Raw genomic sequence first — 26937 nt, 5'->3', positions numbered from 1 at the left:
AGTGATTTTAATCAAGAAGTTGTAAATAAATATTACATTTTATGGGTGATTTAATTATAAAAAGTTTTTATTTATAAATGCTTATCTTTAATAATTCTCATCATAAAATGTTGAGTATTAAAAAATTAAATATAAAACAAAAAACCTTTCAAATAAATGAAAGGCTTTTTAATATGGCTCCCCAACCTGGGCTCGAACCAGGGACACACGGATTAACAGTCCGATGCTCTACCGACTGAGCTATTGGGGAATAATGGTGGGTCGTGCAGGATTCGAACCTGCGACCAATTGATTAAAAGTCAACTGCTCTACCAACTGAGCTAACGACCCGTTCACCAAACGGTAAATAATTAGGATAATGGTGGGTCGTGCAGGATTCGAACCTGCGACCAATTGATTAAAAGTCAACTGCTCTACCAACTGAGCTAACGACCCTTATCACTAATGTGGTGCGTATTATACACGACTTATTTTTCAATGCAAGTATTTTTTTAAAAATTTAAAAAAAATTTTTATTAATGACTAAGCGCATCTACAGGATTTAAACGTGCAGCATTCCTAGCGGGTAAAAACCCAAATACAACACCAATTAGTGTTGAGCAAATAAAAGCAGCAATAATGGATAATGGAGAATAAATCACACTAAAATTTTCTCCACCAAAACGGTTTATCAAACCACCAACTCCAAAGGCAAATAACACACCTAAAAATCCGCCCAAGACACATACCAAAACTGCTTCTATTAAAAATTGTTGCATGATATCACTTTGTCTTGCGCCAACTGCCATACGCACACCAATCTCAGCGGTTCGTTCGGTTACAGACACTAACATGATGTTCATCACCCCAATCCCGCCAACAATTAATGAAATAATAGCAATGGATGAGATTAATAATGTTAAAGCAGTGGTGGTGGATTCTACAGTTTCCTTGATGGAATTGATATTCATAATGTTGAAATCATCTGTGCCATGTCGCTGAGTAATTAACTCACTGATTGCTGCTTCAGCGACGTCTGATGATGTGCTATCATCAACCAATACCACAAATCGGTCTAGATAATTTTTACCAAGCATGCGATACATAACAGTGGTGTAGGGCATATAAATATTGGGTGTATTTGATGTGTGCCCAAATGCAGATTGTTTGTCATCAATCAAACCAATGATTCGTCCGGGTACCTTGCCAATGAGTAAAATCTCACCAATCGGGTTGCCCTGACCGTTAAAAAAGCTTTTATAAGCGTTTTGGTCAATGATGATATCTTGAGCATAATGGCGAATGCTGTCTTGAGTAAAACCTTGTCCCATAGCAAGTTTTTCGCCTGTAACAAGTAAATATTCTTTGCCAACGCCATTGATGTTGCTGGTAGTTTCTATATTGCGATATCGTACAGTAGCATTGGTATCTACTTGCGGGCTGACGGATTTGGCATAAGGTTGAGCGGCGACGGCATCTGCGTCCGAAACCGTTAAATTATTGTAGCCAAATTTGCGTCGAACATCACCAAAGGGATAACCATCAATCACTGTGATGGTGTTGGTGCCTAGGGTATTGATATCTTCTAAAATTTTGGCTTGTGAGCCACGCCCAAGCCCAACAATAGATACTACAGAAGCAATACCAATAATAATACCAAGCATGGTCAATAAGGTTCGCATTTTATGGGCGGTCATGGCATATATGGACATTTTAAACGCTTCTTTTAGACGGTCAAAGAAACTGGCAAACCCATTTTTTTTGATGATTTTATATTCATTTATTGGATTATTGGGTAAATTTTCACCATTATTAGAGTTATTTTTGATTTCATCATTAACTGAATCGGTGTAATAATCTGCAATGATATGACCGTCTTTTAGTTCAATTACTCGTTGAGCTTGGGCAGCTAAATTAGGGTCGTGCGTTACCATAATGATGGTATGACCTTGGTTGCGCAAATCAAATAAAATATTCATCACTTCTTTACCAGAGGCACTATCAAGAGCACCTGTGGGTTCATCTGCTAAAATAACATCACCGCCATTCATCAAAGCTCTTGCAATAGAAACCCTTTGCTGCTGTCCACCAGACAACTGATTTGGGCGATTTTTTAGTTTATCAGCAAGCCCAAGCTGGCTTAACAACATTTGAGCGCGCGTTTTTCGTTGAGCATTTTGTGTACCTGCATAAACCGCAGGCACCATTACATTATCTTCAGCGCTGATGTCACCTAAAAGATGATATCTTTGAAAGATAAAGCCAAAATGCTCACGACGTAATTTGGCTAAATCTTCATTATCCATCTCATCAACCGCTTTTCCAAAAACGCGATAACTACCCGATGTGGCTTTATCCAGACAACCTAAAATATTCATGAGTGTGGATTTTCCTGAACCCGATTGTCCAATAATGGCAACCATCTCTTTTTGATAAAGCGTTAGGTTAATATTGTGTAAGATGCGAATGCTAGAATCACCAACAGGAAACTCACGCACCAAATCTTTTACTTCAATTAAAGGAATTTTTTGGGGGTCATGAATGCTCATGTATCAAACCTTAAATTAAACAATCCAGCCACACAAAGATCAATTTATGTATTAATCAATGTTTGTGGTATTTATTATCACATCATAGGGCCTTCAGCGCGTTTTGATTTGTTATTTTCTGCTTGAGTACTGTCGCTGATAACAACTTTATCACCAACATTAAGTCCTTGAGTGATTTGCGCATTAATACGATTGTTTAGTCCAACACTGACTTCTACAGGTTTTGCAAAGCCATCTTGTCCAACAACTTGAACGGTGTAAGTTTTACCATTTTGCTTGAGAGCGGCTGATGGTATGGTTAAAACATTTTTAACAGAGTTAATGACAATATTTGCTTGTGTGGTCATATTCAGGCGAAATTTTCGTTCCACATTATCTACATCAAAATAACCAATGTAATAAACTGCAGATTCGCCACTGCTTGAACTGCTGGTTGTTGCTGCAGGTTCAATGCCAGACAGTATGGCATCATAACTAACATCAGGGTCGCCAATAATATTAAAGCGTGTTTTCATGCCCTTTTGAACATGAACCACATCGGCTTCAGAGATTTGTACTTTAATGCGTACCTGGTTTAAATTTGCCATGGTTACGATAGTAGGCGCTGATTGTAAAGCATTTACGGTAGTACCCTGTTCTTGGCTAACAGAAATAATGGTGCCATCCATAGGTGCGGTAATGGTGGTATAGCCCAAGCCTTCAGTAGCGGTATTTAAATCATTTTCTGCTTTTACAATAGCGGCTTTTTGGCTCAAGATGTTTGCACGAGCATTCGCGACATCGTTTTTAGCATTTTCAATGGCGATGACAGCAGCATCCAAATTCGCTTTAGCCACGTCCAAATTAGCCTTGGCGTCATCATATTCTTGGCGACTAACCGCATCTATTTTGATTAATTGTTCCATGCGAGCAAAAGACTTTTGGGCTTTAGCAAATTCGGCTTGCCGAACTTTTCGGGTACTGACAGCTGAATTGATATTCCCTTCATTGGTTTTTAGAGTTGCTTCTGCTTGGGTTAGGCTAGCTTTAGCTTGGTTGAGGGTTGCTTGAGCGTTGGAAACCGTGTTTTTTTGCTCAACTTCACTGATTTGAGCAATTAAATCGCCTTTTTTAACTTCATCGCCCACTCTAACATAAAGTTTGGTGATTTTTCCTGAAACCTGCGCACCAACATTGACACTTTCTACAGCTTCAATTTTTCCTGAAGCTAAAACCGTGCTTTCAATATCGCCCATTTTTGCTTCAGCGGTTAGATATTCAGGTGGTTTGGGTTGGGGGTTAAGGTGTTGATAACCAAAAAAAGCAATCGCCCCAATAATCAAAGCGGCAACACCCCATTTAATGTAACTAGAAGGCTTAATTGATTTTATAAAGGAAGGCATAATTTTTTCCAAACCGAATATGTACTAACCTGATTTTAATATAAATTTAGCATAAAATGGTCTCATTATATAATAATCATTTCACCCAATACAAGAACAAGTAATCTGGCTTATTTGCAGATTAGTTGTGATTTATTGACTATTTTCTAACGCTTGATGGAAGACGGAGCGGGTGGATGACAAAAGCTGGCAATCAGCAATTTTATCAGTTGCCAAGGATTTTGTTTGGTGATGCCTTTGATGGCACTGTCAATTTGATAAAGCTGATGAATCCAGTTTTGACTAATGGCTTGGGTTCTATGGGCGGCAGTTTGATAGCTGGCAATTTTATTTTTCCAAATACCAAGCTCGTAGGGATTTTTACCTGCTTGTAATTGTAAAATGAGCTGTACATCTTTGCTGAGAGTCCAAAGTACAATGCTTGGGGCAATATCACTGTTTTGTAGGTAATATAAAATCTGCATTGATTTTTTTAGATTCCCTAAAAGCATGGCATCAGACAATTCAAATACATCAAATTGAGAACTGTCTTGTAGGATTTGATTTAAAATCGATAAGTGTATCGTCTGGTTTTCCCAAGAAAGCGATAGTTGTGATAGGATTTGGTAGGCTGCCAAAAGATTTTGTTGAGTATGACTGATTAAAAATTGCCAAGCATCAGTCTCAAAATTTAGCTGAAATTGCTCGGCTTTTTTTGCCAATAACGTGGCACGCATCTCTTCGTTGTGTATATTACCGTCAATTACCAATACAGATTGCTCAAAAAATTTCATCACTTTGGTGGATAACGATTTTTTATCTTGTTTTGGTAAGCACCACAATAGGTGGTTTGAGTTTTGTCCGTTTTGACTGTCTTGAATAAATTGCTGAAATTTTTCCAACATTTTTACGTCTGGTTTGTGCTTTCCTGTTACAATTAAAGCACTGTTTTCAGCGAATAAATCCAGCGAATTAAGTTCCCTAAGAACATCACTCCAGCTTTTTGCGCTTATCAGCTCCATACGTTTAATTTGTTGATGATGGGTTTGATAATGAGGGTTTAAAGCGTCAATCAACCACTGATGAATGAGTGGCTCATCTGAATGAATGAGCCAAACCCCATTGATGTTTGTTAAATTTTTTTCATCAATCAAACGTGTCCATAATGGTAAAAATCGCTCCAACATTTGATTTACTGGCTTTTGGCTTCTAGTGCAAACGCATGGTATTTTTGAGTGATGCGTTTAGCAAGTTCGTCATACAACCATGGTTTGACCTGTTCACCTTGTTGGTCTTGGGGTGTAACGCTGGCTTCATTGTATTGATAACTGTGTTCTACTTGAACACTATCACTTAGTTTTCTGCCGTCATTTGCTGTAAAAATCACATCAGCGGTTAAAACCAAACGAATTTCAGTTAATGTTCCAACCAGTTCATAACGCTGAAAACGCAAGTTTTTTATTTCAATTTGCTGATTGCTATTTTGGGTGTTGGTGACGCCAATTAATTTAAGTTCTTGAATTAATGGTTGTTTTAATGCGTGCAGAGCAGGCGTATCTCGTATATTTATAAAGACAGCGGCATAAGGTGCTGGAATTTGCATGGCCTGTGATGTACCCCGAAGGGTAAATCCGCACGCCGTGATGGATAAAGTACTGACGATTAAAAAAGCAGCCACAAGGTTTTTTGTTAAAGTCATGATGCCACCACAAAACTGACTAATTTATTAGGAACAACGATTTGTTTTTTAATTTCGCCTGTTAAAAACCTTGATACGCCATTGAGTTGTTTGGCTTTTTCAATTAAGGTTTGGTTATCTAACCCAATCTCCACATCCATTTTCCCGCGAATCTTACCATTAACTTGCACCACCATGGTAATGGTATCTAAGGTTAGGGCAGATTTATCCAAAGTAGGGAATGTTAAGGTTTTGCTATCAATACCCATTTGCTCAAGTAAATACTCGCCAACGTGTGGAGCGTATAACGCCAATAAAGTTAAAAGTGCAATCATTGCCTCGTGCAAGACAGCAAGGTCTTCATCGTTTTTTATATCAAAAACCCCAATTTCATTAGCCAATTCCATCAAAAATGACACAGGAGTATTTAAGGCTAAGTTTTCACCCAAACAGGTGTCAATTTTACCGATGGTCTCGTGAGTTTTACGACGTAAATCTTTGGCGGCTTTGCCTAATTTGGTTTTATCAATGTTATCAATGTTTGGGGTTTTATCCTTGATGTTTTGTAAATGCTCAAACGCAAGTCGCCAAACCTTCTTCACAAAATTATGCGGACCTTTTAAACCACTGTCTGACCATTCTAAGGTTTGGTCGGCAGGGGCGGTAAATAAGGTGTATAATCGTACAGTATCTGCTCCATATTGACTGATGATTTCAGCAGGGTCAACGCCATTATTTTTGGATTTAGACATTTTTTCAATCTTACCAATTACAACGGGCTTGCCGTCGGCAATCAGCGTTGCGGTATCACCATCAACACAAACTTCGTGCGGGAAATAATAGGTTTTGCTGCCATCATCATGTTCACGATAATAGGTGCCAGCCAATACCATACCTTGAGCCAAAAGGTTGGCAAATGGCTCATTGCCACTAACTAAGCCTTCATCACGCATTACTTTATGAAAGAAACGAGCATACAATAAATGCAAAACCGCATGTTCTACGCCACCTACATATTGGTCAACAGCCAGCCATTTGTCTGCAGCTTGCTTATTAACCATTTGAGTGTCGTCATTTGGACTGGTAAATCGCTGAGCATACCAACTGGATTCAACAAAAGTGTCAAATGTATCAGTTTCACGTTCGGCAGGCTGTCCACATTTTGGACAGGTGCAATTGACAAATTCTGCAATGTTTTTTAAAGGGTTGCCACGTCCATCAGGCACAACATCGGTTGGTAACACCACAGGCAAATCGGCTTCATCAACAGGTACAGTGCCACAGTATTCACAGTTAATCATTGGAATTGGGCAGCCCCAATAGCGTTGTCGGCTTACACCCCAGTCGCGCAGTCGGTATTGTGTGGTTTTTTCGCCCAACCCTTTTTCTTGAACAATTTGACTGATTTTGTCAGTGGCATCAGCGATATTTAAACCGTCTAAAATGCCAGAATTGACGCAAAAACCACCGTCTTTTTCACCATACCAATCGTGCCAAACTTTATCATCGTATGTATTTTTATTATCGTTAAAATCAATCACTTGTTTGATTGGTAAATTGTATTTGTTTGCAAATTCAAAATCGCGTTCATCGTGGGCGGGTACACCCATTACTGCGCCTGAACCGTAGCTCATTAAAACATAATTGGCAACCCAAATGGCTACTTTTTCACCCGTGATTGGGTGGCTGGCAAATAATCCTGTAGCCATACCAATTTTTTCAGCTTTTGCTAAATCCGCTTCAGCAACCGAACCTTGTTTACACAGATGACAAAATTCAGCAATGGCTGGGTTATGACGCGCTGCATATTGAGCCACAGGATGTTCAGCAGCAACCGCTAAATAGCTAACCCCCATAATCGTATCAGGGCGAGTGGTAAAGACACGTATGGCGTCGCGATTACCATCAAGCTCGTAGGTAAAATCCAGCTCCATACCATGGCTTTTACCAATCCAGTTTTGTTGCATGGATAACACTTGTTTTGGCCAATGACCTTCTAAGTTTTTAAGTTCTGTTAGTAACTCATCAGCATAATCAGTGATTTTAAAATAATACATAGGAATATCACGTTTTTCAACGATTGCCCCACTTCGCCAGCCACGACCATCAACAACTTGTTCGTTGGCAAGTACAGTATTATCTACAGGGTCCCAATTAACCGTGGATAATTTTTTATAAATTAAATCTTTTTTGTAAAGCTGTAAAAATAGCCATTGTTCCCAGCGATAATATTCAGGAGTGCATGTCGCAAATTCACGCGACCAGTCAATAGACAAACCAAGCGATTGCAGCTGGCTGCGCATATTATCGATATTGGCAAACGTCCATTTAGCAGGAGCAACACCGTTGGCAATGGCAGCATTTTCAGCGGGCAATCCAAAGGCATCCCAACCCATTGGTTGCATCACTTCATAGCCTTTTTGACGATAATAACGGCTTAAAACATCTGTAATAGCGTAATTGCGTACATGTCCCATATGCAGTTTTCCGCTAGGATAGGGGAACATTGACAACATATAACGGGTGGGTTTGTCCGTTGGTTCATTGGTGGTGTAATAGCGTTTATCAGCTTGCCATTTGGCTTGTTGGGTTTTTTCTAGTGTAACAAAATCATAATGATTGGGGTTGGTCATAAAAAACTCTAATTTCACAAACTTAAGATTGGTAAAACCTGTCATTATAACCAATTTTTGTTATAATTTGTTGGTAAATTTTTAAGAGAACTCAAATGACAACTCCCAAAACCATCGCCATTTTATTTCATTCTAATTATGGACATACTCGCCGCGTAGCTTATGCTATACAAGATGGAGTGCTTAAACTAAGCCCTAAAGTGTTTTGCCAAATTTTTGATGTACAAAAACTCATGGAGGATGATTGGCAATATTTAGACAGTGCAGATATGCTGGTTTTTGGTAGCGCGGTGTATTTAGGTGGAGTAACGGCAGATTTTAAAAAATTTATGGATAGCACGTCTAAACGTTGGCTTAAACGAACTTGGCAAGGAAAAATGGCAGCAGGATTTGCCAATTCTGGTGGATTAAGTGGTGACAAACTTGCCGTTTTGCAGGCGTTATGCCTTTTTTCCATGCAGCATGGCATGAATTGGGTGGGGTTGCCAATTTTGCCGACAGGCAGTGCCGAACATGATATCAATCGCCTATCCAGTTTTTTGGGATTAATGACTCAATCTTTAGATGCGCCGCCTGACATTACTCCGTGTGTAGGCGATATACAAACAGCAGTATTTTTTGGTGAGCATTTAGCCAAAACAATATTAAAATTTAACTGCTAAAACCAATCCTCTAAGATAAAAAAAGGTTCATCAATTAAGGTTTTGTTATCAGTAGATTTTTCTTTTTTGTGATAATCAGATTGGGCTGGGATTGTTTTTTCTTCAAACGTTTTGTGAGTGGTTGCTGCCTTATCAACCCTAAAAGGCAGTGGCTGACGAGCCGTTTGAATATGCTGACAGCCGGTTAAAACGATAAACCAAATAACAAAAACACAACCTTTTATGTTTGCCAAATTTGCTTTAATCATTAACTTAACCTTTTGGATGGTGTTTTGATTTTATAAAGACATCACTTTTATTAAAATGGCACACAAAACTGTGTTTATGCGCCACTTTCTTACTTATAAAAATTAGTAAGACAATCCGCCTCTCGACCAAGTTGGCTCTCTAACCGTGCCTTGAGTGGTTAACGTGAAGGCTTGCCCTGTTTTTAAAGAGCGAATGGTCATTTGACCGCGCCCGCCACTGTATGATGAATAAATAATACGATTGGAATTGGGTGAAAAACTTGCCGATTCGTCAATGCCCGTTGCTCCAATGTTGGTTGAGCCTCCAGAGACGCCGGCAACAACAAGACTTCGACCCGTTACATAAGCAATTTTTTTGCCATCAGGGCTAACGCGAGGGTTGGCAGCAGCACCGCCAATCGGACTGATTTGGCGTGAGCCTAAATCATAACGATACAATCTAGGCGTACGCGAACCATTATCGGCAGTAAAGACGAATGAGCGACCATCGGGGGTATAACTGGGTGAGTTTTCTGCTCCATTCATTTGAGTTAATTTGCGAACTTGCCCGGATGCGATATGCAGTTCATAAATGGCGGGGTCGTTATTTTCATGACTTCCTGAAAACAATAAGCTACTGCCGTCAGGTGAAAAAGATGGGCCTAAATTATTGCCCTTAAATGGGGTGACGACACGTCCTGCGCCGCCCATAACACTTTGCACATAGATGACAGGAAAACCATTGGGTTTTTGTACCGCATAAGCGATTTGCGTGCCGTCTGGCGACCAAGTTGGGCTAAAAATTGAACCTTGTACACTAAAAATAGTGCGCATATTTTGACCGTCGGCATCCATAACTTTTAAACTTGATTGCTTGCGTCGGGGGTCGCCTGTCTCCTCGATGTAGGCAATCTTTCCTGTAAAATCACCCGGCTCGCCTGTAATAATTTCATAAATTTTATCACTGACAACATGACTGGCGTGACGAATTGCACTGGGGTTATTATCTGCCATCTGGGTTTGTCTACCCATCATTACCCGACCTGTGGCCAGTTCAATAACCTCATAATTAATCATCAGTTTGCCCATTGCTGCTGAATTGACACTGCCAATAACCACATACTGAAAACCTGTAGCTTGCCATTGACTTAGATTTTGGCTAATTTGGGCGGATGAATGAGCTTGAGCAGGTAGATTGTTACTGGTGGTTTTAAGTTCGGTGTGTTGCAAATCCCCAATAATAGTGTTGCTAATGGTGCTGTTTCCATAAAATGGCACAAAAGCCACCTGATAAGGATTTTGTACGCCTTGCACATCAATTTCAAAATTTAAGTCTGTATCATTAGCGTGTACCCCAATATTAAATAAACCAATCATTAAGGCAAATGCTAATTTTTTTAGAGTGGGATTTTTGGTCATATCAGACTCCTTGGGTGATAAACTTGGTGATAAATTCATTCTTAATTGATTCTAAAATTAAAACTTAGATTACGATAACTGGTACCTTCAATCGGCGTTAAAGGGCTAGCACGTCGAATGGTATCTTCTAAGGCAGAACGTAGCACATCGGTGCCGCCGCTCACCTGTACACTTAATACATTGCCTTGTCCATCAACTTGCAGGCTGACTTGAAGAGTTTGGTTACTGCCTGTGGGCGTCCAATATTTTTTGATATGGGCTTGTAGGGCACTGATGATTTCATTTTTGCTAGAACCACCCGTGCCAGAGCCGTTACCACCTTTTGCTACGCCGCCTTGTCCAACAGTTGGAGTTTTGGGTGTATCATCTGTGCCATCGTTATCATGAGCTTGTGAACTTTGACCGGTGGTTTGTTTTTGAGATTCCTTGGATTTACTTAATTCTTTACTATTTTGTTGAGCGATTTCGCTGTTACTGCGTTCGTTACTCTTAAGTTCGTTTACCTGTCGCTGACGCTCTTCATCCTCAGCTTTTTGAGCTTGTTTTTGAGCATACATCTCTGATGCGATTTCCTCATCCAAGGCTTTGGCGTATGCTTGCATTTGGGCTTCATATTCTTGTTGTCTTTGGGCTAAATCGTCATTATAAGATTGCAATTCTTCACTAACAACAGCTTGAGAGGTAACTTCTTGACTGGTGGTTGCCTGTTTTTGAGCAGCCTGATTTTTGGCATACATCGATGCAATTTGGGCTTTCATGCCTGACAAGTCCGAACCTGTGGCAAGACTAGCCTCCATAAGTTCTACTTCAGGCAACGGTTTGGTTTGTGCAATAAAAAAAATTCCCCCAACAATAAGCGCATGAATAAGAGCGCTTACAATCCAAGATGAAAATGTGGTGCTGTTGGTATCAGTAAAATTTTGCATGATTATCTTTAGATTATTTTTTGGGTGGTGTTTGTCCTTCACTTAACAAACCAACTTTAACTATTCCTGTTTTTTGGATGATTGCCATCAAATGCATGATTTTGCTGTATTGGTTGTCTTTATCAGCGTTAATCATCACTTGCACTTGATTGCTATTTTCATTGCTGTGCTGACGACTTAATTCGCTTAAAATATCGGCAAGCTCTTGTTCACTGACTTTTTTATCAATGGCATGTTCATAACTGATAAATAGTTGTCCATTTTTTTGCAATGAAACGATGACTGGAGTTAATTCGTTTTTAGCAATGTTGCTGGTTTTTTCACTGGGCAAATTTACCTCAACACCCGTGGTTAGCATGGGAGCAGTAACCATAAAAATCACCAAAAGCACCAACATGACATCAATATAGGGCACAACATTCATGTCAGATTTTAGAGCGGATTTGTTGCGAGTGTAGCGATTTTTCATGAATGATTGCCTTGCTTTAAGGTGTTTTGATAGGCAAAAATATTGCTGAGTTCTTCACAGAATAAAGAACGATTTTCATAAATGCGATTGGCTTTAGCGGTAAAATAGTTAAATGCTAATGATGCAGGAATGGCAGCAAATAAGCCAATGGCGGTTGCAATCAGAGCTTCAGCAATTCCAGGAGCAACGGTATTTAAACTGACACTTTGAGCGCCTGATAGACCAATAAATGCATTCATAATCCCCCAAACTGTGCCAAAAAGCCCAATATAAGGGGATACTGAGCCGATACTGGCAAGCATGGGAAGACCTTGTTCCAAACTGCCTTGCTGATGACCTAATGCGACGCGAAATTTACGTTCTATGGCATCAAGCAAGTGTTCGTGTTTAGCACCCGCCTGCTGATTTTTAACAAATTCATCATAGCCAACATAAAAAACTTGTTCAAGCCCTGTTCGTTCAGGTTCTTTGGCAACGGCTTGATATTGTTTGGTCAGGTTGTTGCTGCTAAAAAACCATGCGCGAAATTCATCATCAAAGCGTTCTGCCCCGCTTAATTTGCTAAATAAACGCACAATAATTGCCCAACCAAGTAAGGATAAGGCAAGTAAAATTCCCATAATTAGCTGTACAACAAAACTGGCGTCAAGAATTAAATCCAATATATTGAGTTCATTCATAAGATAATAATTTATATCAAAAACAGCCCATTATATAATGTAACATCAAAAAACGCCATGCCGTTTGTCTGTTTAGCTTGCTTGCTTTAACAAATTTATAAAAAACAAATTTATAAAAAACAAATTTATAAAAAACAAATTTATAAAAAAGTTATTTGGTTGTATTTTGTTAAACATTGACACAGTTATTGGTTGATGCAATTGCTGTCTTGTCTGTATTGTACATTTGGTTAAAAATCGCTAGAATAATAAACTTCTTTTGTGATAATAATAAAAATGAATGACTTGACCCAAACAATTCCTCAGGTTTTAGCTAAAGATTATCATTATATTCAACAGTTAAAAAAACAGCTAAAAACACTACCAGACAATCAGCCTGAAAAACAACAAAAGCAAGCCAAATTGCAAAGCGTGATTGAGCGTTCTGCCAAAGCAGTTTTGGCACGAAAAAACAGCATTCCTGCTAATTTGATGCAAAATCTTAACGATGATTTACCAGTTAGTAAGCAAGCTCAAACTTTGATAGACGCCATTACACACAATCAAGTGATTATTGTTGCAGGTGAGACGGGTTCAGGTAAAACCACTCAGCTCCCAAAACTGGCTATGCTAGCAGGGCGTGGCATTACAGGACAAATTGGGCATACTCAGCCCAGACGCCTTGCGGCTCGTTCTGTGGCAACACGTATCAGTGAAGAGCTTGGTGAAGAACTGGGAAAAACTGTCAGTTTTAAAGTACGTTTTACTGAAGAAGGCACCCGTCATAGTATTGTAAAACTGATGACTGACGGTATTTTGCTATCAGAAATGGCCTATGATAAGTTTTTGACTCGTTACGATACGATTATCATTGATGAAGCTCACGAACGCAGTTTAAACATTGATTTTATTTTAGGTTATCTAAAACGGCTCTTACCAAAACGCCCTGACTTAAAAGTCATCATTACATCTGCCACATTGGATACTCAGCGTTTTGCTGAATATTTTGAAAGTTTGGGTAAAAAAATACCCATTATTAATGTAGAAGGTAGAAGCTATCCTATAGAGGTGCGTTATCGTCCCATTAGTGCAGATATTATTCAAAGTTATGATGATGATGCGTTTGATGAAGCTGAAGATAATTTACCAAAAACACTTATTAGTGCAGTAGAAGAGTGTTTTTTGGACGCCAGTCAAAAAGGGCATCCAAATCAAGCTGATATTTTGATATTTGCAGCGACCGAAGCACAAATTAGAGAACTAGAAGAAGTTTTAACCTTAAAAAATTTTCCTCACACTCAAATTCTACCTTTATTTGCCAGACAAAGTTTTGGTGAACAGCAAAAAATCTTTAGTCCTAGCAGCCAAGGTAGGCGAATTATTATCGCTACTAACGTTGCTGAAACCGCTTTAACTGTACCCAATATTCGTTATGTGATTGATTTGGGGTTTGCGCGCATCAGTCGTTATAACTATCGTTCACGCATTCAAAGATTGCCAATTGAAGCGGTGAGTCAAGCTGCCGCCAATCAACGCAAAGGTCGTTGCGGTCGTATTGGTGATGGGGTGTGCATTCGTTTGTACAGTGAAGAAGACTTTCATGCCCGCCCTTTATTTACCGAGCCTGAAATTTTGCGCACTAATTTGGCAAGTGTGGTTTTACAGATGCAGCATTTGGGTCTGGGTCAGGCTGAAGAGTTTGATTTTATTACCCCGCCTGATTTTCGTTTAATTAATGATGCTAAAAAACTACTGCATGAATTGTCAGCCATTCATGATAAACCCACTAAAACTGACCGTAAAAAGCAAAGAAACAAACCAACCATTCTAACCAAAATTGGCAAACAGATGGCAAAAATGCCCATCGACCCACGTCTGGCAAGAATGTTAATTGCTGGAGATGAGTTTGATTGTTTATCAGATATGTTGGTCATTGTGTCGGCGCTGGCAGTACAAGATGTGCGTGAACGTCCATTTGAAAAAAAAGCCCAAGCTGACCAAAAACACGCTTTGTTTAGAAAAGAAGATTCAGATTTCTTATTTTATATAGAGTTATTTAAAGTGCTGTTTGATAACCATCCCATGCATCAAGATGCACCCAATCATAAATTATCAGCCAATAGCCGCAAAAGTTTTGCTAAAAAGTACTATTTGAGTTTTCCGCGCATTAAAGAATGGCAAAAAACACATGAACAATTGACACAAATGATGGCAGAATTAGGTTTTTGTATAGAAAAACAAGCTTTATTGGAAAAATCCAGCCACACAAAAACCCAACAACCCATTAAAGAAAACTCAAAACATAAACATAATGTCAGTTTTTCGCCAGATGAACATAAATCATTGCAAAAAATCCATTATGATAACATTCATCGAGCATTGCTGACTGCTTTATTATCATTTGTGGCGCACAAAACGGATGTGGCAGGTGAGTATTTGATGACTAAAAATCAAAAAGCTCAAATTTTCCCATCCAGTTCATTATATAAAAAAGGCAAAGAATGGCTCTTAGCGTTTGAAGTGGTAGAAACTTCCCAGGTATTTATGCGGTGCGTGGCTAAGATTGAGCCAGACTGGATTTTATCGGCAGCAAAAGACCTACTAAAATATCATTATTTTGAACCACATTGGTCAAAAAAATCTGCCAAAGTGCGAGCCTATGCTCAAATTAGTTTATTTGGTTTGATTATTGTTCAAAAACAAGTGGTTAATTTTGAACAGATTGACTTGCCAGCATCTAGGGAGATTTTTATTCGTGATGCACTGGTAGCGGATAATTATCCAAAATCATTACCATTTTTGGTGCATAATCGCCAAAAAATTCAGCAGGCACTATCAACTGAAGATAAACTAAGACGGCGTGATTTATTGGTATCTGAAGAAGATTTGTATCAGTTTTATGACCAAAAAATCCCCAAAAATATTGCATCAGCTAAATCATTTGAAGATTGGCTCTTTGGTGCTGGCGATAAACGGCTGTATTTTCGTGATGAAGATATTATGAACGAAAATGCCAAAGCTGGTCAAGATTTTCCAACGGTTTGGCAAGCTGGGGCGCTTAAACTTCCTTTATCGTATATTTTTGACCCCAGTTGTGATGATGATGGTGTGAGTGTTAAAGTGCCTGTCAGCGCACTGTCGCAGTTAAATAGCGTGGATTTGTTGTGGGGGATTGCAGGTTGGCGATTTGAATTGGTTGTGCAGTTATTAAAATCTCTACCTAAAGAAATTCGTCGCCACATTGTACCCATTCCTGATACTGCTCATAAGATTTTTGCTCAATTGGACAGCAATAAAAATTTTGGACTGTTAGACCAATTATGCCAGTCTTTACAAAGATTGGGTATACAAGTTGAGACTAAAGATTTTAAATTGTCAGCAATTGATAAATATTTACAACCTTTGATTTGTGTGGTGGATGACAATAATCGTGTGATGGATAAAAGCCGTGATATTCATACGCTTCAGCAAAAATATCAAAAACAAACTCAAGCAGTGGTTTTAACTAATGATGTGGGTTATGACCACTTTCCTAGCCATTTTGTGTTTGCCCAAAATAAACACCGTGCAGGCGTGGTTATCCAAGAATTTTCAGCGCTGGCAGATGCCGGAACAGCCAACATAGGTCAAGTGGTTATTCATCAATTTAGTGATGTTAAAAAAGCATTAACCACCCATAAAATGGGTGTTTTGACGTTAATTCGCAGTACGTTAGGGGCAAAACAAAAACAGCTAACAGGACAGATTGATAAGACGTTTAAATTGGCATTTGCACCACTTGGCGATTTAGAAAAATTAAAAAAATTGTTAGTTGATGCTACGTTACAAGCAGTATTATTTGAGCAAGGAATTGATTTTATTAAAAATAATTCAAACTCTCAAACCAATCGTATCCGTCAGAATTTATTAACTTTTGATAACACATTATACCCCTTGCTATCTATTTTACCACTCAATGAAGAGGAGTTTTATCAAACTCAAAAACGCCTTCATGAGCAGTTTTTGCCCCAAGGGCAATCGGTTTTGGCAACTTTAAAACAAATTTATACAACTTGGCAAAGTGTTCGCGGACAAATGCTAATGCTTGACACAAATATTTTTAAAGAAAACATTGCTGATATAGAAGACCAATTGGATAATTTATGTTTGGCTGATTTTGTTTATCAAGAAGATTTTAATGTTTGGCAGCAGTATCCACGTTACTTAAAGGCACTGCATACTCGTCTTGAGCGTTTGCCACACAATCTAGATGCCGATTTGGATGCAATATATTTGTTAGACGAGCCAATGAATCAAATATCAAAACATCTACACGATGCTAAATTTAGCCGTTATCGCTGGTTTTTAGAAGAGTACCGTATTAATTTATTTGCCCAACCAATGAAAACACTTGTGCCAGTTTCTGCTAAGCGTCTTGAAAAATTATGGCAAGAATTAACTACAAAATAGCCGATAAATACGCTGATATGCTATTAGATAAATCGTAATGATTTGTGTTAAACTAAACAACCGTATTTTAATATATAAACCAAATAGGAAACAATAAATGGGTATTTATTTGACTGCTACAGGGCTTTATGTTCCAGCTGATAAAATCACCAATGAAGAATTAGTAACTGCATTTAACACTTATGTGGATAAGTATAATAAAACCCATGAAAAGGCGATTGAAAATGGCGAAAAAACCGCTTTGCAATACTCTACCGTAGAATTTATTGAAAAAGCGTCAGGCATTAAATCGCGTTATGTCTTTGATAAAAAAAGTATTTTAAATCCTGATATCATGGCACCTAAAATTCCTAGTAGAAAATTGGGCGAAGAATTATCAGTAATGGCTGAAATGGGTGCAAAAGCACTGCAAAATGCGTTAGATAGAGCAGGGCTAAAAGCAGATGATTTGGATGGAATTATTTGCGCCTGCTCAAATTTTCAGCGGGCTTATCCTGCCATCGCTATTGAGATTCAACACGCCGTTGGTATGAGTCATGGTTTTGCTTATGATATGAATGTGGCGTGTAGTGCAGCAACATTCGCCATCTCGCAAGCGGTTGGTAGCATCAAATCAGGACTTGCTAAAAAAATAGCCATTGTAAATGTTGAAGTATTTTCTGCTCATTTAAATTGGAGAAATCGCGACAGCCATTTTATTTTTGGAGATATTGCCGCTGCAACCATCGTAGAGGAACTTGATGCCCCCAAAGGTTATGAAATTCTGGACAGCTATTTGTTCACTGAATTTTCAGCCAATATTAAAAATGAGTTTGGTTATTTAAATCGCAGTGAATTTTTGGCAGATGATATGCAGATGTATAGCGATTTAAATGAGCCTGCAACTGATAAGTTGTTTACCCAAGAAGGACGTAAAGTTTTTCGGGAAGTTTGTCCTAAGGTGTCACAAATCATCACAACACATTTAGCAAAAAATCAACTTGAACCGCAACAGGTCAAACGTTTATGGCTGCATCAAGCTAATGTTAATATGATTGATTTAATTTTACGTACGGTAATGGGGAAAAATGCCGATAAAGCGATTGCGCCCATTGCCATCAGTGAGTATGGAAATACCAGTTCTGCCAGTCCAATTGTGGCATTTCATGATTGTCAAGATGGCGTACAAAGTGGCGATATTGGGGTGATTTGTGCGTTTGGCGCAGGTTACTCGGTCGGTTCGGTCATTGTGCGTAAAGTTTAAATCAAAATTAAATTGTTTATGCAAAACCCTTATTGGTTTTTTTAGATAAGGGTTTTTATGTTTTTATTGGTACAGATATTTTGACAAATCGAGCATACTAGTGTTTAGGATGATTTAAGTAAATTTTCAACTTGCATAACCCGTTCTTTTCTATTGCCATAAATTTCTAAATAGTTAAACCCAAAATCCTTTAATGCTAACATAAATTTTTCTTTAATGGTTGCTCGCCCATAAGGCATATCACGCATTCCATCAGCTTGCCAGTCAACACCTTTATCATCTGTTAATAAAATATAATCATAAGGATATTTTTTAATGTGTTCGATGATAAAAATAGGGCAATGGTCAAAATACCAATTAGCATAAACCATTAATTCAAAAAGTCCTGTATCACAAAATAGATAATCATGAGCAAATAGTAATTGTTGATTTTCGTTTAAGATTTGACCTTGTGCGATTGGCAATAAATCGCTATATTGACAAATATAACCATCTGGTTTTGTTTGCAAATAGGTTCGCATATATTCGCTTACAAAAACAGTATTAAAATGATTAGCTAAATCTTGTGATAAAGTGCTTTTTCCTGTGCATTCGGCTCCTAAAATAAGCACTTTTTTAATTGGTGTGGATTTTGGTGTTGGCAAGGTAATTGTCATGATGAACTAATTTTCTCCAGCTATATAAACCCATAAAAGCAATAATAGTAAATAAAATATATTGCAAAGAGGTAAAAATCATACCTTTGTAAAAATACAATGGTACACTAATCATATCGGCGATAATCCAAATAATCCAATGCTCGATTTTACGTTTTGCCATTAGTAACATGGCAACTAAAAACAAACCTGTAGTTAAAATATCAAAATAATCTGTCCAAATAAATTGAGAAAATCCAAGTGTAATATGATTAAAATTAAAATTATTATTAATCCAAGGTTTAAAATAATAAATTGTAGTAACAAAAATAAAACTAATTAAAGCTAATACGCTTAGAAGCATCCATTCTTTTAAAGTGGTTTTTTGAATTTCAATTGTATTTTGTTCAACGGATTTGTTTTTTGACCAGTTAATCCAGCCATAAATTCCCATAATGCTGTAATAACCATTAATCAACATATCGCCAAATAGTTGCCATTGCCATAATAAATAAACATAAAGCCCTGTACTAATCAGCCCAACACCAAAAGCCCAAACACTACCTCGGCGAGCCAAAAGCACGCTAATAAGCCCAAAGATTGATGCAATTAATTCAAGAAAAATCAAGAATGGTGAATAATCTTGATATTGAGAAAAAATAAAATGAAAAAAACTATCCATAAATAAAAATTAATAATTAAAATCAATAATAAATTAAAAAACCAACAAAGAAATTTATAAATTAATTCATGTATGATGATTTTTAAATTGAGGTATGCAGTTTAAAATAATTGATAAAAATAAAGAAATTGAGTTAATTATTGATTCATATAAAAAAATTAATTCATCTATTATGAAATGGAATAAGAAGCAAATAAACTACCACTCATTACTTTGTTTTTTATCAAAATAATTTTGTTTATTATAGCAAAATTTTACAAAATATGGCAAAATAAGCAGCTTTTTAATTAATTATAAGTTACTTATGAAAGAATCTTTGCGTTTTCGATTAGACCAGATGGTAGAACGATTTGAAGAAGTTACCGCTTTATTGTCTGAGCCTGAGATAATTAATGATAACAAAAAATTTCGTGCTTTATCTGTTGAGCACAGTGATTTATCAGAGATTGCTCAAACTTGGCAAGATTATTTACAAGCTGAGGAAAACCTAAATACTGCTGAAGAAATGCTTGATGATTCTGACATGAAAGAACTTGCTGAAGAAGAAATTCTGGCAGCAAAAGCTAAAATCAGCCAGTTAGCAGATACTCTTAATATTATGATGCTGCCCAAAGACCCTAATGACAAAGTGCCGGCATTTTTGGAGATTCGAGCAGGTACGGGCGGCGACGAAGCAGCGATTTTTGCAGGTGATTTATTTCGTATGTATGAACGTTTTGCTCAATCGCAAGGCTGGCAAGTAGAAGTATTATCTGCAAATGAAGGTGAGCATGGCGGCTACAAAGAAATCATCAGCCGTGTTTCTGGTATTAATGTTTATGGTCGCTTAAAATTCGAGAGTGGAGCCCATCGCGTCCAGCGCGTTCCTGAAACTGAAAGCCAAGGACGCGTTCATACATCAGCTTGTACAGTTGCGGTTATGCCTGAAATTGAGATTGATGACAGTGTAGAAATCAATCCAAGCGATTTGCGCATTGATACCTATCGAGCTAGTGGTGCGGGCGGTCAGCACGTCAATAAAACAGACAGTGCTGTGCGAATCACCCACATTCCTACAGGAACTGTGGTGGAATGCCAGCAAGAACGCAGTCAACATGCTAACAAAGATAAAGCCATGAAGATGTTGGTTGCCAAAATTGTCCAAGATAAAGTGCAAAAACAAGTGGATGCTAACAGCACTATGAGACGAAATTTGGTGGGCGGCGGTGATCGCAGTGAACGCATTCGTACTTATAATTTTCCACAAGGACGCATGACTGATCATCGCATCAATTTAACATTGTATAAGTTGGATGCAATTATGGAAGGTGATTTGGGTGAGATTTTAGACAGTTTATTGCGTGAACATCAAGCCGATTTGATGGCGAGTGTTTCTGAAGAGTAATTTGATTGATAGCAGCAATAAAAGGGTGGTTTCACCCTTTTATTGTGTTTGGTTTAACCAATAATTTTAAAAAATTGTAATAAAAATAAAACGGTAAACCCAGATAAAAATACAATGCCAGCCAAGGCGTAAATATTCATACCACGACTTAACGTCCCTTCACTTTTTGCCAGTGTGTAATTTAAATAAGCAAAAATTGGTGCGGTGACAAATGCAGTAATCATGGCAAACTTTAACAACGCTGCCATTTGTCCTGAAAAAAATGCAATTAAAATATAGCCGCCAATTACGGTCAGTGTTGTCCATAACATGACATATTTTTCGGTCGCTTGAGTGGTTTTGGTGGTAATAAGTGATAAACTTTCAGCGTTAGCACGCCCATAACCATCAGCGCAGGTAATTACTGTGCCATACATACATAAAAACGCAATAAAGGCAACAAACATTTTAGACCAGCTACCAATGGTTTGTGTGTACATTTGTATTAATTGCCCAACATAGCCGCCACCTTGCATGATGATTTCTTGTCCTGTGCCGTATTGTACAAACACCCCCATTGCCAAGAAAAATAACGCTAAAATTGCTGATGTTAAAAATCCAACATTAAAATCCACCATGCCCTGAAAACGGCTGGTGTGGTCGGTACGGATTTTTTTGGCAGTCCAAACCGATGTAATTGCTGAAAATTCTAAAGGGGCAGGCATCCAGCCCATTAAAGCGATAATAAATCCTAATGCTGCTAAATTCCAAGGCGAAGCGGGAATAAAATTTGGGTCAATAGCAGATGGTTTGCCAGCGGCGATAAAAACAGCAGCGATGGTAGCAGCGGTTAAAGAGATAATAATCCATTTGGTCAAACTGTCCAGCAATTTGTAATGCCCTGCAAATAATAGTAGCCATGATGATGCCATGATGATGGCGGACAGGGCAAGCGTGTTTAATTCAAAAGGTAACATATAGCCCAAAATCACCGCACATAAAATAGATACTGCGCCTGTGCTAATAATGCCTGAGACAATGCATAAAATAAAAAATGCCCATAAATAAGCAGGCGATTTTTTGGCATAACCTGCAACTAAACTTTCGCCAGTGCTGTAGGTGTATTCGGTAGCAAAACGATAAAAAGGATATTTAAAAACGTTGGCAAGGACAATCATAATCGCCAGTTGCCAACCATACAATGCCCCAGCTTGGGTTGAGGCAACTAAATGGGAACCACCAATCGCGGCAGATGCCATTAAAATACCCGGGCCAAAAGATTTTAAGGATAGCTTTTGGCTGGTGCCAATATTAGCTTTGGGGTCAGAGAAATCTTGAGAGATATGGTTATCAGTCATGATAAATGCGCTTAAATTTCAATGAATGATTAAAAAAATAAATGACTAAAATATTTGTAGTAACAGCAAATAAGTCATTAATTTAGATTAAAATAAAAAAATAGCAACTAAAAATAACATAATTTTACAAAAATTACTATAACGGTTTAATTATTAAGGACGGTTTAAAATTAAAAAACAGTTAAACTTTGGCGGTGATTGGGTATTTAGCATTTAAACTCAATGGATTATTTGCTATAATGGAACACTTTTATTAATTATTTAATACAAAATTACGTTAAATGTAAACAATTGTTTAAGGAGTCATCATGACGCAGCAGTCATCTAATCAAGATATTCAAAATGAAAACGACATTATCGCTCAGCGTCACGCCAAGTTACAAACTCTAAAACAACAGGCAAATCAGCAGGGTAAAACTGCATATCCCAATACTTTTAGACGCAGTGATTATTGCCAAGATTTGCAGGATAAATTTGCAGATTTGGATAAACAAACCATTGAAAATACTGAAAAAACATTTGTAAGTGTTGCAGGGCGTGTGATGCTTAATCGTGGTTCGTTTATTGTGATTGCAGATATGACAGGGCGCATTCAGCTGTATGTGGACAGAAAAGGATTATCTGAAGAAACCCTAGTATTGATTAAATCATTGGATTTGGGGGATATTGTGGGCGCTAAAGGTTATATTGGGCGCTCTGGTAAAGGTGATTTATATGTGCATTTGCAAAGTTTTGAACTTTTAACCAAATCACTACGTCCGCTACCTGATAAATTTCATGGGCTTCATGATACTGAAACCCGTTACCGTCAGCGTTATTTGGATTTGATGGTCAATGAAGAAACGCGCCGTGTATTTGAAATTCGTACCAAAGTTGTTGAAGGGGTGCGTAACTTTTTAAAGGGTGAGCGTTTTATGGAAGTAGAAACGCCGATGATGCATGTGATTCCTGGCGGTGCTTCTGCTAAACCTTTTGTTACCCATCATAATGCTTTGGATATGCAGCTTTATTTGCGCATTGCTCCCGAACTTTATCTAAAAAGATTAGTTGTTGGCGGTTTTGAACGTGTGTTTGAGATTAACCGTAATTTTCGTAATGAAGGCGTATCAACGCGTCATAACCCTGAATTTACAATGATTGAGTTTTATCAGGCTTATGCTGACTATCAGGATCTGATGGCACTGACTGAACAAATGTTGGAAAAACTAGCGCTGCATATTTTAGGAACAACCGATGTAGTTTATGGCGAAGAGATGTTTAGTTTTAAAGGTCCTTTTGAAAAAATGACCATGTTTGATGCTATTTTAAAACACAATCCACAGTTTACGCCTGACAATGTTAATGACTCTGAATTTTTGGCAGATTTTGTAAAAAACACACTAAAAGAAGAGGTTAAACCTTCTTTTGGCTTGGGTAAATTACAAACCATCGTTTTTGAAGAAACGGTAGAAACCAAATTGCGCCAGCCAACATTCATTACGGCTTATCCAGCTGAAACTTCGCCATTAGCACGCCGCAATGACAATAACCCACATGTAACTGATCGTTTTGAAATGTTTATTGGAGGGCGTGAGCTTGCTAATGGTTTTAGCGAATTAAATGACCCAATTGACCAGGCTGAGCGTTTTATGCAGCAAGTTGCTGAAAAAGATGCAGGCGATGATGAGGCAATGCATTACGATGCAGATTTTATTGAGGCGTTAGAGTATGGGTTGCCGCCAACAGCGGGTCAGGGCATTGGTATTGATCGTTTGGTGATGTTATTTGCCAATGCACCAAGTATTCGTGATGTAATTTTATTTCCGCATATGCGTCGCAAAGATTGATGGTTTTATTTTGCATTTAATTCAATACTGAATTAAAATAAACAATTAATTAAATCATAATGGGGCGTGTTTCTATTTAAAACACGCCTTTATTTTTTAATTTATTAAAAGTTATGATGGGATAATGGGTAATTTTATTTTTTTGGAAATTTTTGTAGTGGTATGTTTAATTTCTATCATTACAACGTTATTTAATAAACGATTTTTAAATCTTCCTCAAGCGATTGGTGTGCCAATTGTTTCAGCACTATTGGTTTTTTTATTACAATGGATGGCAACTTTGTTGCATGGCAATCAATTTATTTCTATCAACATTAAAGCAATTGAAGATACGGTTGCCAAAATACAATTTTATGATTTTTTAATTAATGGCGTTATTTGTTTTATTTTAACTGCATCAGCATTAAAATTTAAAGTTTCCGATTTAAAATCATATTGGAAGCCGATTAGTATTTTAGCCAGTATTTCGTTGTTGCTTTGTGCGATTGTTTTTGGATTTTTCTTATATGGTTACCAATTTATTATTGGCAAAGAGGTTCCTTTAATTGTTTTGTTGTTATTGGGCAGTGCATTGGGAGCGACCGACCCAATTGGCATCAAGGGCGTATTAAGTTCTATTAAGGCGCCTGAACATTTGATGATAAAGCTAGAAGGTGAATCATTATTTAATGATGCCATGTGTATTGCGGTGTTTATGACAATTTTAAAAGTCATACAAGGAGCGGATTTTAATTTATTATCTGTCATTCGGCATTTATGTTATGAAATTTTAGTTGCCGTGGTTATTGGCATTGCTTTTGGTAGAATGGCACTTTATATTTTAAAAGGTAAAAATGAAACTGAATCTTTGATTTTAACTACAGCAGTTTTGGCAGCTGGTTCTTATTTGGTGGCGCTGTATGCTCATGCATCAGCTCCAATAGCCTGTGTCATAGCAGGTTTGATGGTGGGTAATCGCTGGCAAGAAATTTTAGCAGAACACGATATTTGTGAAATTAATCATTTTTGGCATACCATTGAAGGTATTATTAATTCATTTTTATTTACTCTAATTGGCCTTGAATTATTTATTTTGGACTTAACTGTAGAAATTGTGATTGGTGGTATTGTCGCATTTACTTTGTTGCATTTGGCGCGCTTTATTGCAAATTTCACTTCTTTTGCTTTTTTTCCAAGTTTGAAAAAGAGTTCTTATAAAGGCAGTCTTGAGATATTATCTTGGGGTGGGGTGCGTGGCGGTATTTCTTTAGCGCTGATTTTGGCGGTTTCGCATATTCCACAATTAAAACCTTATAACAATATTTTAATTGGCTATACTTTTATTGTGGTATTGCTATCAGGTGTGGTTTGCGGTTTGGGACTACCTGCAGTTATCAATACCTTTTATTATAATGCTGATGAACCTAAAACTGGGTTTATGGGTTGGTATCAAAGAATGATGCATAAAATTATGAATCGTTCAGATAGACTTTATGTATTGAGTGAAGATAAGTTTGGCAATCAAACCATTTCATTGTATGAACCCAATCAAGAAGAATTAAAAGCGCTGCCAGAATACAATGATGTAGCAAATGAAACGCCTGCTTCACTGAATAATCCAGATAGATTTTAAATATTTAATATTACGATGTTGTATTGTTATGTCCAATTATCAAGTTCTTGCTCGTAAATATCGTCCGAAAAATTTCTATGAATTGATTGGGCAAAATCATGTCTGTCAAGCTTTAGCCAATGCTATTGACACGCAAAGACTGCATCATGCTTATTTGTTTACAGGAACGCGCGGAGTCGGCAAGACAACCATTGCTCGAATTTTAGCAAAATGTCTAAATTGTGAAACAGGCATTACCAGTACTCCTTGTGGTGTTTGTGATGTTTGTATCAGCGTTGATGATGGACGTTTTATTGATTTAATTGAGATTGATGCGGCTAGCCGTACCAAGGTGGAAGACACTCGAGATTTGCTGGAAAATGTACCTTACGCACCAACACAAGGGCGTTATAAGGTATATTTGATTGACGAAGTGCATATGCTGTCTACACATAGTTTTAATGCGTTATTAAAAACTTTGGAAGAGCCACCTGAACATACCAAATTTATTTTAGCAACTACTGACCCGCAAAAACTTCCTGTAACTATTATTTCTCGCTGTTTGCAATTTGTGCTGCGCCCTTTACCTCAAGAGATGCTTTATCAGCATTTGATGTATATTTTAAATCAAGAACAGGTTGGATTTTGTGATAAAGCTTTATGGCAATTGGCAAAATCTGCCAAGGGCTCAGTGCGTGATGCATTGTCTTTAACTGACCAAGCAATTGCTTTTGGTGGTGGGGTTTTAACAGAAGATACCGTTACTCAAATGCTTGGATTGGTGGATAGTTTAGATATTGTGGCATTGATTGAGGATATTTTTACAGATAATCGCCCAAATCTTACCAAAACTATTTTAAAAATGCGCCAGCAGATGGTAGATGCCATTGCAATTTTAGATGATATCGCTGATACCCTACATGATTTAGCGATGATTCAAACTTTGCCTGATATACCGCTGGATATGAGCACTAATCAGGCAGAATCACTTTTGGCGTTAGCAAAACAAGTTTCTCCAACCCAATTACAACTTTTTTATACGCTAGTCAATAAAAGCCGCGAAGAAGCACAATTGGCAACAACACCAATGCAAGCGTTGGAAATGACCATCATCCGCATGATTGCTTTTGATTATGTTACTTCAAATCAAATGCCGCAGACTTCTTCGAATGAAAATTTAGCGAATGAAAATTTAGCGAATGAAAATTTAGCGAATGAAAATTTAGCG

20 protein-coding genes and 3 tRNA genes are annotated in these 26937 nt (G+C 37.7%); 7 read left to right on the top strand and 16 right to left on the bottom strand.

Features of this window, described 5'->3' with window-relative positions; all coding sequences use genetic code 11:
* Window positions 1-174: 174 nt before the first annotated feature.
* From ACZBKJ_RS08685 to leuS, 8 genes are all read right to left on the bottom strand, one after another.
* Window positions 175-250 (bottom strand) — tRNA-Asn (locus tag ACZBKJ_RS08685).
* Between the two features lie 4 nt (window positions 251-254).
* Window positions 255-330: transfer RNA gene (locus ACZBKJ_RS08680), tRNA-Lys, on the bottom strand.
* 29 nt (window positions 331-359) lie between these two features.
* Window positions 360-435: transfer RNA gene (locus tag ACZBKJ_RS08675), tRNA-Lys, on the bottom strand.
* Window positions 436-515: 80 nt separating this feature from the next.
* Window positions 516-2528, bottom strand: coding sequence for a MacB family efflux pump subunit (locus ACZBKJ_RS08670; RefSeq protein WP_463200647.1), 2013 nt, complete (start codon window positions 2526-2528; stop codon window positions 516-518).
* Between the two features lie 77 nt (window positions 2529-2605).
* The gene (locus ACZBKJ_RS08665) at window positions 2606-3910 is read right to left on the bottom strand and encodes an efflux RND transporter periplasmic adaptor subunit (protein ID WP_463200646.1); all 1305 of its coding nucleotides are present in this window, start codon (window positions 3908-3910) and stop codon (window positions 2606-2608) included.
* 146 nt (window positions 3911-4056) lie between these two features.
* Entirely contained in the window at window positions 4057-5076 is a 1020-nt protein-coding gene (holA, locus tag ACZBKJ_RS08660; protein ID WP_463200645.1) for a DNA polymerase III subunit delta, read from the bottom strand.
* Window positions 5077-5081: 5 nt separating this feature from the next.
* A complete protein-coding gene (locus tag ACZBKJ_RS08655; protein WP_463200643.1) occupies window positions 5082-5588 on the bottom strand; it encodes an LPS-assembly lipoprotein LptE in 507 nt (168 codons plus the stop codon).
* Window positions 5585-8200: a leucine--tRNA ligase gene (gene leuS, locus ACZBKJ_RS08650; protein WP_463200642.1), complete on the bottom strand. Its 2616-nt coding sequence runs from the start codon at window positions 8198-8200 to the stop codon at window positions 5585-5587. Before leuS ends, ACZBKJ_RS08655 begins: the two co-directional genes overlap by 4 nt.
* Window positions 8201-8295: 95 nt before the next feature.
* Here leuS and ACZBKJ_RS08645 point away from each other — a divergent pair, with 95 nt between their 5' ends.
* On the top strand, window positions 8296-8862 hold the full coding sequence (locus ACZBKJ_RS08645; protein ID WP_463200641.1) for a flavodoxin family protein: 567 nt from the start codon (window positions 8296-8298) through the stop codon (window positions 8860-8862).
* Here ACZBKJ_RS08645 and ACZBKJ_RS08640 read toward each other — a convergent pair.
* The 5 genes from ACZBKJ_RS08640 to tolQ form a co-directional block, all read right to left on the bottom strand.
* Entirely contained in the window at window positions 8859-9110 is a 252-nt protein-coding gene (locus ACZBKJ_RS08640; protein WP_463200640.1) for a hypothetical protein, read from the bottom strand. The two genes, ACZBKJ_RS08645 and ACZBKJ_RS08640, sit on opposite strands and share 4 nt — an antisense overlap.
* A gap of 102 nt (window positions 9111-9212) precedes the next feature.
* Complete coding sequence (locus tag ACZBKJ_RS08635) at window positions 9213-10508, bottom strand: translocation protein TolB (protein WP_463200639.1); 1296 nt, start codon at window positions 10506-10508, stop codon at window positions 9213-9215.
* Window positions 10509-10549: 41 nt separating this feature from the next.
* On the bottom strand, window positions 10550-11434 hold the full coding sequence (locus ACZBKJ_RS08630; RefSeq protein ID WP_463200637.1) for a cell envelope integrity TolA family protein: 885 nt from the start codon (window positions 11432-11434) through the stop codon (window positions 10550-10552).
* A gap of 13 nt (window positions 11435-11447) precedes the next feature.
* Window positions 11448-11903 (bottom strand): protein TolR, encoded by a 456-nt coding sequence (tolR, locus tag ACZBKJ_RS08625; RefSeq protein WP_463200636.1) that lies wholly within the window; start codon window positions 11901-11903, stop codon window positions 11448-11450.
* The gene (tolQ, locus tag ACZBKJ_RS08620) at window positions 11900-12583 is read right to left on the bottom strand and encodes a protein TolQ (protein ID WP_463200635.1); all 684 of its coding nucleotides are present in this window, start codon (window positions 12581-12583) and stop codon (window positions 11900-11902) included. Before tolQ ends, tolR begins: the two co-directional genes overlap by 4 nt.
* A gap of 276 nt (window positions 12584-12859) precedes the next feature.
* Here tolQ and hrpA point away from each other — a divergent pair, with 276 nt between their 5' ends.
* Both hrpA and ACZBKJ_RS08610 read left to right on the top strand, forming a co-directional pair.
* The gene (gene hrpA, locus ACZBKJ_RS08615; RefSeq protein WP_463200633.1) at window positions 12860-17011 is read left to right on the top strand and encodes an ATP-dependent RNA helicase HrpA; all 4152 of its coding nucleotides are present in this window, start codon (window positions 12860-12862) and stop codon (window positions 17009-17011) included.
* Between the two features lie 97 nt (window positions 17012-17108).
* Window positions 17109-18254, top strand: a complete 1146-nt coding sequence (locus tag ACZBKJ_RS08610) for a beta-ketoacyl-ACP synthase III (RefSeq protein WP_463200632.1) — start codon at window positions 17109-17111, stop codon at window positions 18252-18254.
* Between the two features lie 104 nt (window positions 18255-18358).
* Here the strand turns inward: ACZBKJ_RS08610 and ACZBKJ_RS08605 are convergent, their stop codons facing one another.
* Together ACZBKJ_RS08605 and pnuC are read right to left on the bottom strand one after the other, a co-directional pair.
* Entirely contained in the window at window positions 18359-18910 is a 552-nt protein-coding gene (locus ACZBKJ_RS08605) for an AAA family ATPase (protein ID WP_463200631.1), read from the bottom strand.
* Window positions 18870-19571: a nicotinamide riboside transporter PnuC gene (gene pnuC / locus ACZBKJ_RS08600; RefSeq protein ID WP_463200629.1), complete on the bottom strand. Its 702-nt coding sequence runs from the start codon at window positions 19569-19571 to the stop codon at window positions 18870-18872. The genes ACZBKJ_RS08605 and pnuC overlap by 41 nt, the downstream gene beginning before the upstream one ends.
* A 304-nt stretch (window positions 19572-19875) precedes the next feature.
* On the opposite strand from pnuC, the gene prfA reads away from it, so the two are divergent.
* On the top strand, window positions 19876-20955 hold the full coding sequence (prfA, locus tag ACZBKJ_RS08595) for a peptide chain release factor 1 (protein WP_463200628.1): 1080 nt from the start codon (window positions 19876-19878) through the stop codon (window positions 20953-20955).
* 53 nt (window positions 20956-21008) lie between these two features.
* Here the strand turns inward: prfA and ACZBKJ_RS08590 are convergent, their stop codons facing one another.
* Entirely contained in the window at window positions 21009-22292 is a 1284-nt protein-coding gene (locus ACZBKJ_RS08590) for an NRAMP family divalent metal transporter (protein ID WP_463200627.1), read from the bottom strand.
* Window positions 22293-22600: 308 nt separating this feature from the next.
* Between ACZBKJ_RS08590 and lysS the strand changes: the two genes are divergently transcribed.
* The 3 genes from lysS to dnaX all read left to right on the top strand — a co-directional run.
* Window positions 22601-24118, top strand: coding sequence for a lysine--tRNA ligase (gene lysS, locus ACZBKJ_RS08585; RefSeq protein ID WP_463200625.1), 1518 nt, complete (start codon window positions 22601-22603; stop codon window positions 24116-24118).
* A 124-nt stretch (window positions 24119-24242) separates the two neighbouring features.
* Window positions 24243-25730: a cation:proton antiporter gene (locus ACZBKJ_RS08580; protein WP_463200624.1), complete on the top strand. Its 1488-nt coding sequence runs from the start codon at window positions 24243-24245 to the stop codon at window positions 25728-25730.
* 28 nt (window positions 25731-25758) lie between these two features.
* The coding region (gene dnaX, locus ACZBKJ_RS08575) for a DNA polymerase III subunit gamma/tau (protein ID WP_463200622.1) at window positions 25759-26937 on the top strand (1179 nt) is incomplete at its 3' end.

This window comes from Moraxella sp. I5G (genome assembly GCF_055193055.1).
This window is presented reverse-complemented; position numbering and strand designations above follow the sequence as displayed.

Excerpts from the sequence above, each read along its gene's own strand:
- ACZBKJ_RS08670 (WP_463200647.1), bottom strand. The coding sequence starts at position 2,528 with ATGAGCATTCATGACCCCCAAAAAATTCCTTTAATTGAAGTAAAAGAT.
- ACZBKJ_RS08665 (WP_463200646.1), bottom strand. The coding sequence starts at position 3,910 with ATGCCTTCCTTTATAAAATCAATTAAGCCTTCTAGTTACATTAAATGG.
- holA (WP_463200645.1), bottom strand. The coding sequence starts at position 5,076 with ATGTTGGAGCGATTTTTACCATTATGGACACGTTTGATTGATGAAAAA.
- ACZBKJ_RS08655 (WP_463200643.1), bottom strand. The coding sequence starts at position 5,588 with ATGACTTTAACAAAAAACCTTGTGGCTGCTTTTTTAATCGTCAGTACT.
- leuS (WP_463200642.1), bottom strand. The coding sequence starts at position 8,200 with ATGACCAACCCCAATCATTATGATTTTGTTACACTAGAAAAAACCCAA.
- ACZBKJ_RS08645 (WP_463200641.1), top strand. The coding sequence starts at position 8,296 with ATGACAACTCCCAAAACCATCGCCATTTTATTTCATTCTAATTATGGA.
- ACZBKJ_RS08640 (WP_463200640.1), bottom strand. The coding sequence starts at position 9,110 with ATGATTAAAGCAAATTTGGCAAACATAAAAGGTTGTGTTTTTGTTATT.
- ACZBKJ_RS08635 (WP_463200639.1), bottom strand. The coding sequence starts at position 10,508 with ATGACCAAAAATCCCACTCTAAAAAAATTAGCATTTGCCTTAATGATT.
- ACZBKJ_RS08630 (WP_463200637.1), bottom strand. The coding sequence starts at position 11,434 with ATGCAAAATTTTACTGATACCAACAGCACCACATTTTCATCTTGGATT.
- tolR (WP_463200636.1), bottom strand. The coding sequence starts at position 11,903 with ATGAAAAATCGCTACACTCGCAACAAATCCGCTCTAAAATCTGACATG.
- tolQ (WP_463200635.1), bottom strand. The coding sequence starts at position 12,583 with ATGAATGAACTCAATATATTGGATTTAATTCTTGACGCCAGTTTTGTT.
- hrpA (WP_463200633.1), top strand. The coding sequence starts at position 12,860 with ATGAATGACTTGACCCAAACAATTCCTCAGGTTTTAGCTAAAGATTAT.
- ACZBKJ_RS08610 (WP_463200632.1), top strand. The coding sequence starts at position 17,109 with ATGGGTATTTATTTGACTGCTACAGGGCTTTATGTTCCAGCTGATAAA.
- ACZBKJ_RS08605 (WP_463200631.1), bottom strand. The coding sequence starts at position 18,910 with ATGACAATTACCTTGCCAACACCAAAATCCACACCAATTAAAAAAGTG.
- pnuC (WP_463200629.1), bottom strand. The coding sequence starts at position 19,571 with ATGGATAGTTTTTTTCATTTTATTTTTTCTCAATATCAAGATTATTCA.
- prfA (WP_463200628.1), top strand. The coding sequence starts at position 19,876 with ATGAAAGAATCTTTGCGTTTTCGATTAGACCAGATGGTAGAACGATTT.
- ACZBKJ_RS08590 (WP_463200627.1), bottom strand. The coding sequence starts at position 22,292 with ATGACTGATAACCATATCTCTCAAGATTTCTCTGACCCCAAAGCTAAT.
- lysS (WP_463200625.1), top strand. The coding sequence starts at position 22,601 with ATGACGCAGCAGTCATCTAATCAAGATATTCAAAATGAAAACGACATT.
- ACZBKJ_RS08580 (WP_463200624.1), top strand. The coding sequence starts at position 24,243 with ATGGGTAATTTTATTTTTTTGGAAATTTTTGTAGTGGTATGTTTAATT.